Consider the following 15,860-nt stretch of genomic DNA (forward strand, 5'->3'; position numbering starts at 1 on the left):
TCATGCGTGGATTATTTATCTGATTTTAAGATAAATAAAATCGGGATAACTAAAGGATAAATCAAGATATAGCAAGTGATTGAACTGTTTTATAGTAAAGTTCTCTTAATAACAAAAGGCATAATTAAAATGGCGATTACTTCAGTAAATGTGCGAAACCAATTCAAAGGCGTGATTAATGAAATCGTAGAGGGTCCTGTGGTTTCAGAAATTGATGTGGAAACCAAAGCGGGCTTTTTTACGTCCGTGATCACGACGCGTTCGGTGAAGGATTTAGACTTAAAAGTAGGTTCAGAGGTAGTGGTGTTAATTAAATCGACGGAAGTGTCACTGGCTAAACTCTAAGGTTTAGTCCAGCAAAGTTTGTCAGCACAAATAGAGAATAATGATATGAGCGTAGAACAAGCTGGTTCGGTTTCTATTCAGCAGCTAACGAAACATTATCCCACACAAAAGCAAGAAGACTTAACCGTACTTGAGGACATTAACCTGAATATTCAGCCGGGTGAGTTCATTAGTATTGTGGGAAGTAGTGGCTGCGGAAAATCCACATTATTACGGTTGTTGGTTGGTCTAGAGCGTCAGTTTCAGGGCCAGATTTTGGTTGATGGTCAGCCTATACAGGGCACGAGTTTGGAACGTGGTATCGTGTTTCAAGATCATCGCCTGTTTCCATGGTTGACGGTACGGGAAAATGTACGGATTGCATTGCATAAAAGCCAGTTTAGCCGTGCAGAAGAAGATGTATTGATTGATGAACATTTAGAGTTGGTCAAATTAACCCAATTTAAAGATGCTTATCCTTCGCAGTTGTCTGGTGGGATGAATCAACGTGTGGCGATTGCCCGGAGTTTGGTGAATCGACCACAGATTTTGCTGCTCGATGAACCCTTTGGTGCACTTGATGCGTTGACGCGTCAAAATTTGCAGGATGAATTACAGCGAATCTGGCAAAGTGAAAAAATCACCATGATCATTGTCACCCATGATGTCGAAGAGGCTGTCTTTTTGGGTGATCGGGTGGTGGTCATGCAGCCACATCCGGGACGAATTAAACGTATTGTAGATATTCATTTAGCCCATCCGCGTAAACGCGAAGATGTCCGTCTGATCAATATTAAAAATGACATTTTGACTGACTTTAGTGATCCAGTAAAAGATCAGTTGCTTGAACCTTTATCTCACCGATTTGCCGATTATAAATTTGCATGGTAAGTCTGAATTGACCATCACCTAAACAATGTAAAAGCCCTGAATTCAGGGCTTTTTTTAGGCTTATCAAATATAGGTCAGTATGATCATCGCTTAAGTTGGATCAATATCAGTCCATAAAAATGCCCCAGTTGGGGCATTTGTTTTTCAGTTTTATTAAACGTTGGTTTATGAGGCTTGGGAGGTATGTCTTTTTTCTAAAACATATTGGTTTTCAGGTCGTTTTAAACCTAAGTTTTCTCGTAAGGTCTTGCCTTCATAAGCCGTTCGGAATAGACCGCGACGTTGCAGTTCAGGAACGATGAGATCGACAAAATCATTTAACCCCGCAGGTGTTGTTGGCGGTAGGACATTAAAACCATCGGCAGCGTCATTCTCAAACCATTCCTGCAGTTGGTCTACGACTTGTTCAGGCGTGCCAATCAAGGTCCAATGTCCACGGGCTGAAGCGATATATTGATAGAGCTGACGAATACTAAAATTGTGCTTACGGGCAATATCAATCATCATTTGCTGACGACTGGAGAAATTAATGTCTGCATCTTCTATTTTCGGGAAAGGGGCATCTAGATCAAATTTGGCCAGATTAATGCCACCTGCCAAAGCAGACAATAAACTTAAACCCACTTCTGGGTGAATTAAACTATTTAAAAAGTCATATTTTTCTTGGGCTTCTTGCGCTGTCTTGGCAACAAAAATCGAAACCCCCGGCATAATTTTCAGGTCATCTGCATGGCGGCCATATTTCACTAAGCGGTTTTTGACATCACGATAAAAGGCTTGCGCATCTGCTAAGTTCTGCTGTGCTGTAAAAATCACTTCGGCATATTTACCTGCCAGTTCACGACCGTCTTCAGATTGTCCCGCTTGAACAATCACCGGATAGCCTTGCGGTGGGCGAGAGACGTTGAGAGCACCCAGTACCTGATAGTATTGGCCCTGATGATTGGGCTGATGTTGTTTTCGGGCATCAAAAAATTGCCCAGTTTCTTTGTTGTAATGGAAGGTATCATCCTCCCATGAGTCCCAAAGTTTTTGAGTCACCTCAATAAATTCATCGGCACGTTCGTAACGCTCTTTGGGTTCAGGGTGCTGCTGAATGTTAAAGTTTTTTGCGGCATCGGCAGAGGCTGTCGTTACCACATTCCACGCAGCACGACCTTTAGAAATATGATCTAAAGAAGCAAATTTACGCGCCAAAATGTAAGGGTCTTCATAAGTCGTGGATGCTGTGGCAATAAAGCCTATATTTTGCGTCACAGCCGACAGTGCAGCAAACAATGTAACAGGTTCAAAGCCAACGCCTTTATCGCCCAAACCTTTCTCACCTTCGACAGCAGAACTCCAACGGACAGACAGACCATCGGCAAGAAAGTAGGCATCGAATAGACCACGTTCTGCGGTTTTTGCCAGTTCAATTGCATAATCAATATTGAGATGATCTTGTGGGCGAGATTCGGGATGACGCCAACCTGCGACATGCTGTGAGGTAGTTGGAATAAAAGCCCCAAGCTTTATTTGACGTTTAGACATAAAAAATTTCTCATCCCAATTATTCTTAAAAGATAAAAGGGATAAGAACAAAATCTATGCCAAACCGTAATTGTTTGAAAATAAGAGGGTTTTAATTTTAATTGGTTCTAGGTGTAGATAAATCAACAGGATATAAAACCAAATGTTGAAAAATAAACAGCAGTTTAACGGCAAACTTTATGCATGGATCAGTACAAGATTTTCCATATGTAAACTTAAAGCGTGTATTGGCATTGAACGCTATTAGCAAACTTTATAGCAATACTTTGATGGCTTTTCGTCTCCATACCAGTTGGTAATACAGCCCTTGTAAAATACATAAGCTGACAAAAGCCAAAGCATAGGCATACCAAATGCCTTTTAAGCCCCACCATTCACTGAATAGGTAGGCACACGGCACTTCAATGCAAATAATCGCCATAATATTAATAATCATCGGCACGGTCACCGTTCCACTGGCCCGCATAATGGAAGCAAAAATCGCACTGGCACCAAAAAATAAAATCGACCAAAGCACAATGAACAGCAATTCTTGACCGAGAACCACAACTTCAGGATCTGTAATAAACAGCGCCATTAAATGTTTAGAGAATAAATAGCCCAATGCCACCAAGATACCAGTAATAATGAAATTCATCCCGATGGCCGTACGTTTCACACGATTAATTAATTCAGAATGACCTGAACCGATGGCTTGTGCTGCAAAAATAGAAGCCGCAATCGCGATGGACAAGGCCGGGAATTGGATATAGTTCAAAACCTGATTGACCGCGCCATATGCAGCAGTAGCATCAGCACCATGGCGGTTAACTAAACCGACAATCACGAGACCGGCCACAGAGGTCGTGACCATCTGAATACCTGTAGGAATGCCTAGTTTTAAGATAATTTTGCTGAGATCATGTTGATGGCGAATATGACGAATCAACTCGAAGTCGAGTTTGAGCGGATGATCTTTCTTTTTTAAGTAGAAATATAAAAACACCAAGGCAATTAAAAAGCCGATATGACTGGCAATGGCAGGGGCAATAATACCTAAACTTGGAAATCCAAATTTTCCTGCAATTAGTACTGGTGTAATGATCAGCCCTGAACCAATGGTCATACCCGATGCAATCAGCGGTGTTGTACTGTCACCGACCCCACGCAAAATCGAGGTGTAAATAATATAAATAAAGAGTAGTGGACTACCCGCAAGCATCCATTGCACATAAGGCAAAGATAAATGCATCACGTCAGGGGCTGTGCCTAAGGCCAATAAAATGGGCTTGGCAAATATCACCCCTAAAAAGGCAATGATGCTGCCACCAATCAAGGTCATAAAAAGGGTGGAACCCACCACAGTACGAACTGTTTCAAGGTTTTGCGCGCCCCAAGCTTGACCCACCAACACGGTTGCACCTGCCGAGAGTCCAATCACAAAAGCCATTAAACAGAACAAGATCGGGAAAAATACCGCAACGGCTGCAATGGCATGCACCCCAAGCATCTGACCGACAAAAACGGTGTTAATGGTCCCAGATAAATTCTGCAAAATATTGGTGGCGATCAAAGGCACCAGAAAAACTAAAAACGTTTTCCATAAATTTTGCTGAGTAACGAGGGACTGTTGTTTTGACATGCTCAGGTCCTAGACGCGGCTTTTTATGATTTTAAGTTACTGATAACACTATCATGTTGGCATTCAAAAAAGCCTTAGTTTTTGAGTAACCAAGGCTTCATTATTTCTACATGTCTGTTTTAAAAAAACGTTTGGGCAGATACGGCTTTAAACCGCGGAGAGAATCTCTGCAGCTCGATCTAAGGTGGCATCTTGTTTGGCAAAACAGAAACGTAATAATCGTAAATTTTCCGGCGGTTTTTGATAGAATACCGAGACAGGAATCGCCACGATTTTATGTTGTTCTGCCAACAACTGACACATTTCCACATCGCTTAAATCTGGGCGTATGGCACTGTAATCAAGGTTTTGGAAATAGGTACCTGCCGATGGAATCAACTCAAATCTAGAGTGGCTTAAGCCCGCATTGAACCGGTCACGCTTGGCTTGGTAAAAATCGGCCAATTCAGCAATGTGCTCAGGATGTTCTGCCATAAAGTTAGCCAATGCCATTTGTACGGGCGTAACACCGCAGAAATTGGCAAATTGATAGATTTGGCGAAACACTTGCATCAAGGCTGGCGCTGCAATGCAATAACCGGTTTTCCAACCTGTGACGTGAAAAGTTTTACCAAATGAACCCACGACAAAACTACGTTCACGCAGCTCAGGAAATGACAAAGCAGATAGATGCTGACGACCATCAAAAATTAAATGCTCATAGACCTCATCCGACAGCACAATAATATTTTTATCTTGAATCAGTTCGATCAAGTTGAGCCAGTCCTCACGATCCCAAATAGCACCTGTTGGGTTGTGAGGTGTATTGACAATAATCATCCGGGTTTTGTCGTTAATCGCAGCGGCAACACGATTCCAATCCACAGTAAAATGTGGCGTCTCTAAGGCAATGTGAATGGGATGAGCCCCAACCAATTTTACACTGGGCGCATAACTGTCATAGCTCGGATCAAAAATAATCACTTCATCATCCGCATGAACCACGGCTTGAATGGCACTAAAAATACCAATGGTTGCACCCGGGGTAATGGTCACTTCGGTGTGAGGGTCAATATTTAATTGGTCTCGATGGGCAAACAGTCGGACCAATTGCTCACGTAAATGCATCAGTCCATCGCCGGGTGCATATTGGTTAAAACCCTGTTGCGTCGCATCACTTAGCGCATTTAACAGCGCTGGAGGTGCAGGAAAATCAGGAAAACCTTGAGATAAATTCAGTGCATTTAGACGCTGCGCCATTGCGCTCATGACGCTAAAAATAGTCACACCTTGTGCAGGCAGTTTGGATTCAATTGTGATCATGGAGCTTAAAATTTTTAATAGGTTGCATTTTGAGTGTAGCAGCATCTCAGCGGCTGCGAAAAGTTAGATCAGCAAAATTGATCCAGTATTGACGTTCCTATTCACTTGAATCCTAAAGTGATGTAAAAGCCAAAAAGAAGAATTCAACAAATTATTTGCAAAATAGGGTAGACGAAAAAATAAACATTTCCTAAAATGCCGTCATTAAAAAAAATTAAATACATAATAACAATGCTTAAAAATATTCACGCCATGGTGGAAAACTTTGGCTTTAGCGTACAGAAACGTGCGCTACACATTCATTTCTCAAATGAACATCTAAATTCTGAAGTTTTTATTCAACGGATTGAAGGTCAACACCGTATTAATCAAGGCTTTCGTGCGGAAATTATTTGTCTCTCGACCAATGCTCATCTTGCTTTAAAGCAGTTTATCGGTGGCCGAGTGGCTGTCGATCAAGTGACAGATTTGGGACAACTCAGTCGCCTGACTGGGGTGATTACCGGGGCAAGCCAAGGTCAAAGTGATGGTGCATTGACCGTTTATAAGCTGGTGATTGAGGATGCCACAGCACTCTGGCATAAGCGTCGTAACAGCCGTGTCTTTATGAATAAATCGGTTGGGGAGATGACCGAGATTATTTTTAGTGAATGGCAGAAAAAAAGTGCGTTGTTTGCTGCCAGTTTAAGTCTGAACTTAGAGGGGTTGGCACGTACTTATGATGTACGTCCATTCACCATGCAGGCGAATGAAAGTGATTATGCATTTTTAACTCGCCTTTGGCGCAGTGAAGGGATCAATTGGTTAATTGATGAAGCTGAGTTATTTGTCGCATTATCGGCTGCACCGATGCAAGCACAGCAGCTGCGTTTAATTGATACGAATCAGGCTTATAGTGCTTTGGAACGGAAAAAGATTCGCTTTCATCGTAGTCATGCCACGGAACGCTTGGATACGATCACCAGTTTTGTGGCAGAACGTTTTTTACAATCGACCACCATTCAAACGCAGCGTTGGCAAGCTCAATATTTGGCACAAGACCAAAGTAATCCGCTCTTAAGCGCCCATGCACAGAGTGAGCAACAGCACAATGAAACCTTAAGTTTAGAGCAGGCTTGGACCGTAAGTTCGGCTTGGACAACTGACCTCAAAGGTGCAGATCAGGCGACCACTTCAAATACACAGCAATTGGATCAGTTGAATCGGCAACTCAATCAATATCAGGAATTACAAGCCAAATATTTTACCGCCAGCAGTAGCGTAAGGGATGCACAAGTTGGGTATTGGTTTGAATTAGAAAATCATCCTGAAATCGATCAACATCAAACGACAGATCGTGAATTTCTCATATTGGGCAAAGCATTTTATAACCAGAATAATTTACCCAAAGATATTTTGGTTCAATTAGAGAAGTTACTTGCCGCGAGCCGTTGGCTATCTTTAGGGGATGAACGGCAGGCCAATGACCTATATGTGGTCCGTCGGCAAATTTCCGTGGTGCCTGAATATGATCCTTTATTACACCGGCCACCTGCGTTTCCACAGCGGGCTAAAGTGGTCGGTCCAGAAGGTGAAAGTATTTATGTCGATGCTTGGGGGCGTATCAAAGTTCGGTTTACGTTCACCCGCAGTGACGACCACAGTCATGATGGTGGAGCAGGGAGTAATGATAATGACAGTGACTCGGCTTGGGTCGATGTACTGACTCCATGGGCGGGTGAAGGTTATGGGGCACGTTTCCATCCTCGTATTGGTGAGATCGTGGTCATCGACTTTTTTGAGGGTGATGTGGATCGTCCCTTTGTAGTAGGACGAATACATGAAGCTGAACGATCTCAGACCATGTTTGACCTCAAAGGTCAGCTTCCTGAAACCAAAAAACTCAGTGGTATTCGCTCGCAAGAAGTTGCGGGAGCAGGCTTTAACCAACTGCGCTTTGATGACACGACGGGGCAGATCAGTACCCAATTACAGAGTAGTCATGCAGCGACACAGCTGAATTTAGGTAATCTCAGCCATCCTAAAGAGCAAGACAGTAGCCATGGCCGTGGTGAGGGGTTTGAGCTGCGAACGGATGCGTGGGGGGCAATGCGTGCAGGTAAAGGTTTACTTATTAGTACCTATGCGCAGGATAAAGCAGTTGCCGATCATCTTGCTGCTGCTGAAGCTCAGTCTCTTTTAAATCAAGGGCATCAGAGCATGAATATGCTGAGCGGCGTAGCCGTAAAGCAGCAGACCGATGCATTAAATGTGATTAATCGTTTGCCGAAGTTAATAAACTCTTTAGAAATCAAAAGTACTGCCGAAGGTGTCAAAGCGACTTTAAATTTGTTCAAAGAGGATTTAAGTCGAGACCCATTGGCAGCGTTAAAAAACTGCAAAAGTTTTGTCAAAGAAATGGGCTCAATCGCACATGATGTCAAAAGTACAGTAAAAGAATTTAAAGCATTTTTTAATGATGCCGAAGATGCCTTTGATAACTTAAAGTCTGTCATAGATCATATTGAAGAAAATGGTAAGGATGTGATTCAAGGGCGGGTTGCAAGTCTGAAAAGTAACCTAAAAGAAGATCCATTAAAAGTATTAAAAGATGTGGGTAAATTGATCGAAGACATCAAATTTAACCCCGATGATTTGTTGAATAATGGTGGTTTTGGTTTGCCACCAGCGATGACACCCATAAAAGCATTAGAAAAAGTACAAGGCTTTATGGAAGGCTATGCGCAAGGTTTAGAAAAATCCAATACAGCGGCAAAACAAGAACAAGGCAAATTATTCCGCCAAGCGTTGATGTTGCTTGCATCACCCAATGGTATTGCACTCACTACACCGGAAGATATTGTTTTACAAGCATCGCAGGATATTGCAGAAAGTGCGCAAGGTTCGATTAATTTCAGTGCTCAAAAGAATATTGTCGGTCATGCACAAGACAAAATCAGTCTGTTTGCGGCTCAAAAGGGCCTGAGTGCTTATGCCGCAAAAGGGAAAGTTGAATTACAAGCCCAAGATGATGCTATTGAAGCAATTGCACGAAAGGTGATTAAACTCATTTCAACGGAAGATAAAATTGAAATTACCAGTCCTAAAGAAATCGTGCTGACCGCAGGGGGCTCGCAACTGAAAATTAATGGCAGCGGAATATTTACCACGACAGGCGGCAAGTTTGAGAGTAAGGCGGGGCAGCATAGTTTTGTGGGAGGAGCGACTGTAAATGCTCAGTTGCCGAAGCTGCCTGGTAATGGTGTCTATAGTAATAAATTAGATTTATATAATTTATTTATTGGCGAAAATTTTCAAAAAATTGAATATCAATATTTAGATAGTAAAACAAATACATATGTAACTGGAAATCTTGATGATGATGGTCAAACACAAGATCATTTTTCAGATGAACAAAAAGAATTTGATATTTTAGTTGGTTATGAAACACCTGAATGGCTTAGTGAAGATGATTTAAATTTTGACTATGTAGAAGAAAAAGATATATAAAAAATCAGGAAAGTATTTTTATGAAAGGAAATGTAGAGTTTCAATTTTTAGACTTATTATTTAATCCTATATCTAATTTAGAATATAAGGTTGAAGATTTAAAAAATAAAGTAATTGCTGCTGGAATGAGTGGTAAGGATGGAAAGACAGTCATAATTAGTAGAAATTTAGGTTATATATTAAGAGTTTCTGTAAAAAAGACAAATGGTGAATATAAATATGTTGGCTTATATTGTGTTTATAAAGTTAATGATTTGAAAATTTTCAGAAGTCCAAAAGTATTAATAAAAAAAATAAAAAATATTGAAAATAAAAAACAAGAAGGGAAATCGCAACCATTTACATATACTGTTAAAGAAAATGATAAATTATTTGATATAGCAAAAAATTATAATACAACTGTTGCATTATTATGTGGTTTAAATAAAATTAAAGATGCAAATAAAATATATAAAGGTCAAAAAATACAAGTTCATCCAAATTATAAGGCTACTGGTGAGAAAAATGAAAAATCTATCACTAAAAATAATGAAATTTCATTAAATTCATATGTTTATGAAGTTAAAAGAGGGGATACTTTAAGTGGAATAGCTGTTAAAACAGGCCTATCAATAGGTGAATTAAAAAATTTAAATAATATAGTTAATATAAATCAGATATATGTTGGTCAAATTTTAAAGTTGAACCATAATACACCTTCGACACCTTCGACACCTTCGACACCTTCGACACCTTCGACACTTTCAAGAGAGAAAATTGAAACAAAACAAGAGCATGAGTTGGATTCGGGGAAGCCTAAAATCAAAGTCGATAACCAACAGATTCGATGTATGTGTAGGGATTATGATCTTATTTGGGGTGCGAAAGTAACATGTGAATTTAGGAAGAAAGTTGTAGAAATTTGTGAGAAATTATGGCCAAGAAACCCACTAAAAATGGCCAATAATTTAATGGCGGTATTTGCTTGGGAATCAGGGGGTACATTTAAAGCTGATGTTCCTAATAGAAAAAATTCAGGAGCTACGGGTTTAATCCAGTTTATGCCTGATACAGCTAAGGAATTGCTAAATACAGAAGTTACTATAGAGATTGTGAAAAATTACTATAATTCTCAAGATAAAAATTTACAAAATTTAAAAAGAGTTAAAGAGTTTGCTCAAATGAGCGAGGTACAGCAATTAGAATATGTAGAAAAATATTTTAAAAAATTAGAAAACAAAGATTTAGAATTTGTAGATTTTTATTTGCAAGTACTTTTTCCAGCGTCAAGTGGAGTACGTGAACACGTTGTATTTGCGGATGATAAAAATAAACTATCTGATAAAAATGATAAACACGCTAGCCTAAGAGTTAATAAGTACAATGGAAATAGCGGTTTAGATATAAATGGTGATGGAAAAATATATAAAGCTGAGATTGCAGAAAAAACTAAATATTTTCTTGAGGATGGAGCTATTTCTGCAAATAAAGATTTAATTGATAGATGTTGTTTAGAAGAAGGAAAAACAGTCACGCCATATCAAAATGCAACACATACTGCTAATAAAGAAAAAAATAAGAAAATAATTGTAATTGATCCTGGGCATGGAATTGTTGGTAATCAAAAAGTAAAAGCGAATGGAGGGACACAAATCAGATTGCTAAAGTTGAAAAAAAGCTTCGGAAATAAAAATTTTATTGTTGGTCAAAATTACTCTTGGAAAGACTTATCAGATGAAGTTATTAATAAAGCTGATGAATATTTCGAGTTTATAGATGTTAAAGATCCACGCAGTCCTACAGAATTTGAATATGTATATGACAGAGCTTTAGAATTAAAAGAATTATTTGAAAATGATGGTCATATTGTCTATCTAACAAGGGATAAAAAGGAAACGATTGATTATACAGATATACCTAGTATTTCTTCATGTAAAAATTTTAAAATAACAACTACCTCACCATTGACCTACAGGAAATTAATTTCAAATTCCGCTAAAGCAGATTATTTTATTTCATTACATTGTGATGGTATTGAGAATTTGAAAGGTAATTATGCTGTAATGTGTTATTTTGATGATAATGATAAAAAATTAGCTGAAAAAATTGCAAAAAACTATTCTCAAGTTACAGGTAAAGTTGAAAAAAGAATAGATTTAACCGTTTTGGGGAATGGTGGGAAAAATGATGCTAAATATAAAGTTTTAGTTGAATTTGGTTTTATGACAACTCCAAAAATTGCAAAAAAACTAGTAAATAATTCAAAAATTATTGTTAATGATTTATATAAGTCTTTGAGAGAGCATATTAATGAAAATTAAGCTTCTATTGTTTTTTACAAATCTAATTGTGTTAGGTAATGTTTATGCTTTGCCTGATAATTTTTATAAAAAAGAAAGTAGTAAGAGATTTGTTAAATCGATACATCATGATTATTTTTCAATTGAGAAATTTGATGGAGATTTGGTAAGAGTTTATGAAAAAAAAGACATTAAGAGTAATATGTTGATTGCTAAATATGAGGCTGTTTTTATTAATCCTATTGATGGGAATACTTCATATAATAATTTTTATCAAATTAATAAAAATTATGATTATAAAGGTGGGAAAATAGTTTCAGTTAATTATGAAATTGGGAAGATGGAAAGCTGTTTCGTTAAATGTGGAAATGAGGTCTATTATAATGAAGGTAAGATAATTAAAATAAATAAATATCCAGCCTGTTTAAGTTTATTTGATATAGATAATAGGGTGCTAAAGTTTAATGATGAATATGTCAAGAAAAATTGTATTTAAAACAATATTCTTTGAAAAAAAAAGCCGACTCTCGTCGGCTTTATTTATTCAACCTTCCAGCACTTCTTCCAATAACTCTTCACTCGGTGCAAAGTAATAAGCGCCATCCATAGGAGTGACAAAGTGAAGTAAGCGGTCATGAATGCCGTCACCACTGGTGCCAAACATACGTACTAGCATGCTGTCGATAATGCTGAGATCTTTGGTATAGGCAATAAAGAACAAACCTTGGTCACCGCGGCCATCGCCATAAGGCAATGAATGACGCAAAATTGCGAGTTCTTCACCCTCACCATCTTCAACAACGGTACGTGATACATGTGAGTTTTCAGGTTGTTCGTCTTCGTTCAACTCAATCGATTCAAGTTTGGTACGCCCAATCACATGCTCTTGTGCATCAACTTTGAGCTTTTTCCACTTATCTAAATTGTGTGCATAACGCTGTGCAAAGACAAAAGAACCATCAGCAAAAATACCCGCATCTTCTGCTAATAATGCTGTTTCAGCACGGTCATCTGGAAATTGAGGGTTTTCAGTACCATCAATAAAGCCAGTTAAGTCACGGCCATCGAAATTGCGGAAGCAAACACGCTCATCTAAAACCTCCACTTTATCTTGAATGCCATCAAAGAAAGCTTGGCTTAAAGCAAAGCAAATATCTGTACGCTGTGCTGCAATGTGAATCAGTACATCTGCTGGGGCTACAGGCATGTTAAATGAACCTTGAATTGGATCAAGTTGTTTAAAGCCTGCTGGAGATTGAATATAAAGTTGTGCCCAAAGTTCAGGTCCAAAAGCTACAGCTGTTTTAATCTGTGCATTAGGATGTTGGGTAATTAGACGATCACGAGTGCTAAATAAGTCTTCAAGTTGTTCTTTTAATTCGCTAATCGTTAAATCTTTTAAACGTAAAACAATAAAACGAGCATGATCTGAGGGTAATGGCAAAATTACAGATTGAGCAGACATTCATGGCTCCTAAAAATTATAATTTCTGAGTGGCTGTGTATATTGTGCCTTAAGCAGCGCTGAGAGTGTAGCCTTCATTTGGCCTTTTAGCGTGCATTATTGTCATGAAAATAGAGTAAATGTCATATAATACAGACCCATTTCAAACTTGAGCTAATGATGTCCTATCAAATCTGGATTGCATACATGTTGGCATGTTGGGTAATTAGTGTTTCCCCAGGTGCAGGTGCAATTGCGTCTATGTCGAGTGGTTTGAATTATGGGTTTAAGCATGGGTATTGGAATGCAATCGGCCTGCAATTGGCACTTTTGGTTCAGATCGCCATTGTTGCAGCTGGGGCAGGGGTCTTATTTGCGACGACACCATGGGCTTTTCTGATCGTGAAATGGTTTGGAGTGGTCTATTTATTGTATTTGGCTTATTTACAGTGGACAGCGCCAACTGAGTCAATTGAAATCCAACAAGATTTATCAAATAAATCACGTTCAAAATTAATTTTACATGGCTTTTTGGTCAATATGAGCAACCCTAAAGCGATTGTATTTTTGTTGGCAGTTTTGCCGCAGTTTTTAGATTTATCCAAACCCCAATGGATTCAATATGTCATTATGGCTGCAACGATGATTAGCATCGATCTGATTGTCATGGCGGGGTATACTGGTCTCGCTGCAAAAGTGCTGCGGTTATTAAAATCACCTAAACAACAAAAATATTTGAATCGAACCTTTGCGGTATTATTTGCTTGTGCTGCGAGTTTATTGAGTTTGGTGCATCAATAAATCCAGTTAGATGATTCTGAGCATCGTATTTGACGTGCAAAAAAAGCCATGCAACTGCATGGCTTTTTTTTGATATGTCGCGAATTGAGCAATGAACGTTGCTACTTAAGCCACTTTCTTAAATTTTTGCATAATAAAAATCAGGGCAAAGAGCAGCGCCATGGTTAATACAATAGTCAGTCCTGTAGAGGTGTTTAAACCAGCACTTGACCATAACCCCACGGTCACACCGACTTGGGCAATGATGAAAGACCACAGCACCATTTGTTTCGGGGAATTTGCCAATAAACGAGCGGTTAATGCAGGAATCACTAACAATGCACCCATCAGCAATGAGCCGACAGCACGTAAAGCCAATACGGTAAATAATGCCAGTAATAACATAAAAATCAGACGTTGCCATTTGGCACTGACACCTTCACTGACTGCAATATCGGGGTCAATGGCAATCTGAATCTGCGATTGCCAACTTTTATACAGCACGGTCAGTGCCACAATGATCACCATTGCAAAGACAGGCAAATCTGACCAAGAAATGGTGAGTAAATCACCAAATAAATAGCTGAGTAATTCAGGTCTTAAGCTTGGCAAATGTTGTATGAACAGTAAGCCTGAGCACAGGAGTGTTGCAGAACAAAGCGCGAGCAACGCGTCATTGGGCAAGCGAGGGTCGTGTAACACCCATAAGATTGCAACCAATAAGAGCGCAATCAATGTAACGCCTGTCCAAAGCGGTAGACTCATCGCACCGGCAATGGCGACACCGAGTAAAGTGCCATGCGCCATGGTGTCCGCAAAAAATGACATGCGACGCCAAAGCATCAAGCAGCCGAGGGGTGCAGTCAGGAACACCAGCAAAGTGCCCATGATCCATGCTGGCAAAAGGAGTTGTAGCCATTCCATCATGGATTATGCTTCCGGTTCAGGGTGAATATGGGGACGAGAGTCATGCTGGCAAGGCGTTGCACTATCGCCATGCGCACAGTGATCGTGATGGTGTTGATAGAACACACGATTTGTTCCAAAGATCGCTTGATATTCAGGATGTTGCTGGACATTTTCAGGCAAGCCACTGCAACAAATATGCTTATTGAGGCAAACCACACGGTGCGTGCCTTGCATGACCCATTGTAAATCATGAGAAACCATCAAAACTGCACAGCCATATTTTTCTGGCAAGCTACGCACGTAGTCATACAGTTCCGCTTCAGACTGGATATCCAGACCTTGCATAGGTTCATCCAGAACCAATACATTCGGTTGACGCAATAAAGCCCGTGCAATCAGAACGCGTTGACGTTCGCCGCCCGACAATTGCTGAACTTTAGATTGTTGTAACTTGGCAATGCCTGTATCACGAATAATTTCTTGCTTGATATTGGCATCACATTTTTCTAGGGCCAATAAATCACACACACGTAGCGGTAAGCTGTGTGATGGATTAAATTTTTGTGGCACATATGAGAATTTTAATTTTTGTGTGCTGATCACTTTGCCAGATACAGGTTTTACAATACCCAACAACACTTTGATTAGCGTGGATTTGCCTGCACCATTGGGACCAATCAATGTGACAATTTCTTTTTCGTGTAAGGCGAAATCTACATTTTTTAAAATGTCACGTTCATCGATTCGGACATGAACATGCTCTAAAGCCACAATGGGCTTCATATTTAGTGTTTGCTGCGGCACTGCTGACAGATCCCTGAAATTTCAATAATACTGTGATGTGCAGTAAAGCCATCGGATGCAGACAATTCATCGAGTTGCGCCATCAAGCCTTGAGCAGATGCTTCTTTGACTATTTTACAGTCTGTGCAAATCAGAAATGCTGCTTGATGTCCTTCGCGCGGATGGCAACACGGGATGTACGCATTAATCGAAGTCAGACGGTGAATCAAACCTTTTTCAAGCAGAAAATCCAGCGTACGGTACACTGTCGGTGGAGCTGCAGGTCGGTCAGACTCACTTTTGATTTTAGCCAAAAGGTCATAAGCGCCCATTGGTCCTGTTGCATTTAAGATCAGTTCTAATACTTCTTTGCGCAAGGGCGTAAGCCGAGCACCCGTCGCACTACAGAGACTCTCAGCTTCAGCAAGGCGCTGTTCGACATTATGATGATCGTGTACACCATGCAAAGCATTATGATGTTCGTGTGAACATGCGCTCATAGCCAACC

Annotated in this window: 13 protein-coding genes; 6 read left to right on the forward strand and 7 right to left on the reverse strand. The window is 39.7% G+C overall.

What is annotated here, in order from left to right; translation table 11 throughout:
* Nucleotides 1–129: 129 nt before the first annotated feature.
* Nucleotides 130–345 carry a TOBE domain-containing protein gene (locus M5F03_RS05035; protein WP_067765474.1) on the forward strand — a complete coding sequence of 72 codons (216 nt, stop codon included), beginning with the start codon at nucleotides 130–132 and terminating at the stop codon, nucleotides 343–345.
* Between the two features lie 45 nt (nucleotides 346–390).
* Complete coding sequence (locus M5F03_RS05040) at nucleotides 391–1,215, forward strand: ABC transporter ATP-binding protein (protein WP_180035131.1); 825 nt, start codon at nucleotides 391–393, stop codon at nucleotides 1,213–1,215.
* A 165-nt stretch (nucleotides 1,216–1,380) separates the two neighbouring features.
* On the opposite strand, the gene M5F03_RS05045 is transcribed toward M5F03_RS05040, so the two are convergent.
* The 3 genes from M5F03_RS05045 to M5F03_RS05055 all read right to left on the reverse strand — a co-directional run bounded on the left by M5F03_RS05045 (nucleotide 1,381) and on the right by M5F03_RS05055 (nucleotide 5,668).
* Nucleotides 1,381–2,745 carry an LLM class flavin-dependent oxidoreductase gene (locus tag M5F03_RS05045; protein ID WP_180010779.1) on the reverse strand — a complete coding sequence of 455 codons (1,365 nt, stop codon included), beginning with the start codon at nucleotides 2,743–2,745 and terminating at the stop codon, nucleotides 1,381–1,383.
* 253 nt (nucleotides 2,746–2,998) lie between these two features.
* The gene (locus tag M5F03_RS05050) at nucleotides 2,999–4,366 is read right to left on the reverse strand and encodes an MATE family efflux transporter (RefSeq protein ID WP_249707187.1); all 1,368 of its coding nucleotides are present in this window, start codon (nucleotides 4,364–4,366) and stop codon (nucleotides 2,999–3,001) included.
* Between the two features lie 147 nt (nucleotides 4,367–4,513).
* Complete coding sequence (locus tag M5F03_RS05055; RefSeq protein ID WP_249707189.1) at nucleotides 4,514–5,668, reverse strand: methionine aminotransferase; 1,155 nt, start codon at nucleotides 5,666–5,668, stop codon at nucleotides 4,514–4,516.
* Nucleotides 5,669–5,899: 231 nt separating this feature from the next.
* Between M5F03_RS05055 and M5F03_RS05060 the strand changes: the two genes are divergently transcribed.
* Genes M5F03_RS05060 through M5F03_RS05070 form a run of 3 tightly spaced genes read left to right on the forward strand, consistent with a single transcriptional unit; the run spans nucleotide 5,900 to nucleotide 11,932 of the window.
* The gene (locus tag M5F03_RS05060) at nucleotides 5,900–9,157 is read left to right on the forward strand and encodes a type VI secretion system Vgr family protein (protein WP_249707192.1); all 3,258 of its coding nucleotides are present in this window, start codon (nucleotides 5,900–5,902) and stop codon (nucleotides 9,155–9,157) included.
* Nucleotides 9,158–9,177: 20 nt separating this feature from the next.
* Nucleotides 9,178–11,457 (forward strand): LysM peptidoglycan-binding domain-containing protein, encoded by a 2,280-nt coding sequence (locus M5F03_RS05065; protein ID WP_249707194.1) that lies wholly within the window; start codon nucleotides 9,178–9,180, stop codon nucleotides 11,455–11,457.
* Nucleotides 11,447–11,932 carry a hypothetical protein gene (locus M5F03_RS05070; RefSeq protein ID WP_180116347.1) on the forward strand — a complete coding sequence of 162 codons (486 nt, stop codon included), beginning with the start codon at nucleotides 11,447–11,449 and terminating at the stop codon, nucleotides 11,930–11,932. Before M5F03_RS05065 ends, M5F03_RS05070 begins: the two co-directional genes overlap by 11 nt.
* Nucleotides 11,933–11,980: 48 nt before the next feature.
* On the opposite strand, the gene M5F03_RS05075 is transcribed toward M5F03_RS05070, so the two are convergent.
* Nucleotides 11,981–12,901: a Dyp-type peroxidase gene (locus tag M5F03_RS05075; RefSeq protein ID WP_249707196.1), complete on the reverse strand. Its 921-nt coding sequence runs from the start codon at nucleotides 12,899–12,901 to the stop codon at nucleotides 11,981–11,983.
* Between the two features lie 159 nt (nucleotides 12,902–13,060).
* On the opposite strand from M5F03_RS05075, the gene M5F03_RS05080 reads away from it, so the two are divergent.
* A complete protein-coding gene (locus M5F03_RS05080) occupies nucleotides 13,061–13,681 on the forward strand; it encodes a LysE family transporter (protein WP_180024704.1) in 621 nt (206 codons plus the stop codon).
* 105 nt (nucleotides 13,682–13,786) lie between these two features.
* Here the strand turns inward: M5F03_RS05080 and znuB are convergent, their stop codons facing one another.
* The 3 genes from znuB to M5F03_RS05095 are packed head-to-tail and all read right to left on the reverse strand — an operon-like array spanning nucleotide 13,787 to nucleotide 15,852.
* Nucleotides 13,787–14,587 (reverse strand): zinc ABC transporter permease subunit ZnuB, encoded by an 801-nt coding sequence (gene znuB, locus M5F03_RS05085; protein WP_180009577.1) that lies wholly within the window; start codon nucleotides 14,585–14,587, stop codon nucleotides 13,787–13,789.
* 3 nt (nucleotides 14,588–14,590) lie between these two features.
* On the reverse strand, nucleotides 14,591–15,352 hold the full coding sequence (gene znuC / locus M5F03_RS05090) for a zinc ABC transporter ATP-binding protein ZnuC (protein WP_078194027.1): 762 nt from the start codon (nucleotides 15,350–15,352) through the stop codon (nucleotides 14,591–14,593).
* A gap of 2 nt (nucleotides 15,353–15,354) precedes the next feature.
* Nucleotides 15,355–15,852: a transcriptional repressor gene (locus M5F03_RS05095; RefSeq protein ID WP_078191481.1), complete on the reverse strand. Its 498-nt coding sequence runs from the start codon at nucleotides 15,850–15,852 to the stop codon at nucleotides 15,355–15,357.
* Nucleotides 15,853–15,860 lie beyond the last annotated feature (8 nt).

This window comes from Acinetobacter amyesii (assembly GCF_023499985.1).
GTDB lineage: Bacteria > Pseudomonadota > Gammaproteobacteria > Pseudomonadales > Moraxellaceae > Acinetobacter > Acinetobacter amyesii.

Excerpts from the sequence above, each read along its gene's own strand:
- M5F03_RS05035 (WP_067765474.1), top strand. The coding sequence starts at position 130 with ATGGCGATTACTTCAGTAAATGTGCGAAACCAATTCAAAGGCGTGATT.
- M5F03_RS05040 (WP_180035131.1), top strand. The coding sequence starts at position 391 with ATGAGCGTAGAACAAGCTGGTTCGGTTTCTATTCAGCAGCTAACGAAA.
- M5F03_RS05045 (WP_180010779.1), bottom strand. The coding sequence starts at position 2,745 with ATGTCTAAACGTCAAATAAAGCTTGGGGCTTTTATTCCAACTACCTCA.
- M5F03_RS05050 (WP_249707187.1), bottom strand. The coding sequence starts at position 4,366 with ATGTCAAAACAACAGTCCCTCGTTACTCAGCAAAATTTATGGAAAACG.
- M5F03_RS05055 (WP_249707189.1), bottom strand. The coding sequence starts at position 5,668 with ATGATCACAATTGAATCCAAACTGCCTGCACAAGGTGTGACTATTTTT.
- M5F03_RS05060 (WP_249707192.1), top strand. The coding sequence starts at position 5,900 with ATGCTTAAAAATATTCACGCCATGGTGGAAAACTTTGGCTTTAGCGTA.
- M5F03_RS05065 (WP_249707194.1), top strand. The coding sequence starts at position 9,178 with ATGAAAGGAAATGTAGAGTTTCAATTTTTAGACTTATTATTTAATCCT.
- M5F03_RS05070 (WP_180116347.1), top strand. The coding sequence starts at position 11,447 with ATGAAAATTAAGCTTCTATTGTTTTTTACAAATCTAATTGTGTTAGGT.
- M5F03_RS05075 (WP_249707196.1), bottom strand. The coding sequence starts at position 12,901 with ATGTCTGCTCAATCTGTAATTTTGCCATTACCCTCAGATCATGCTCGT.
- M5F03_RS05080 (WP_180024704.1), top strand. The coding sequence starts at position 13,061 with ATGTCCTATCAAATCTGGATTGCATACATGTTGGCATGTTGGGTAATT.
- znuB (WP_180009577.1), bottom strand. The coding sequence starts at position 14,587 with ATGATGGAATGGCTACAACTCCTTTTGCCAGCATGGATCATGGGCACT.
- znuC (WP_078194027.1), bottom strand. The coding sequence starts at position 15,352 with ATGAAGCCCATTGTGGCTTTAGAGCATGTTCATGTCCGAATCGATGAA.
- M5F03_RS05095 (WP_078191481.1), bottom strand. The coding sequence starts at position 15,852 with ATGAGCGCATGTTCACACGAACATCATAATGCTTTGCATGGTGTACAC.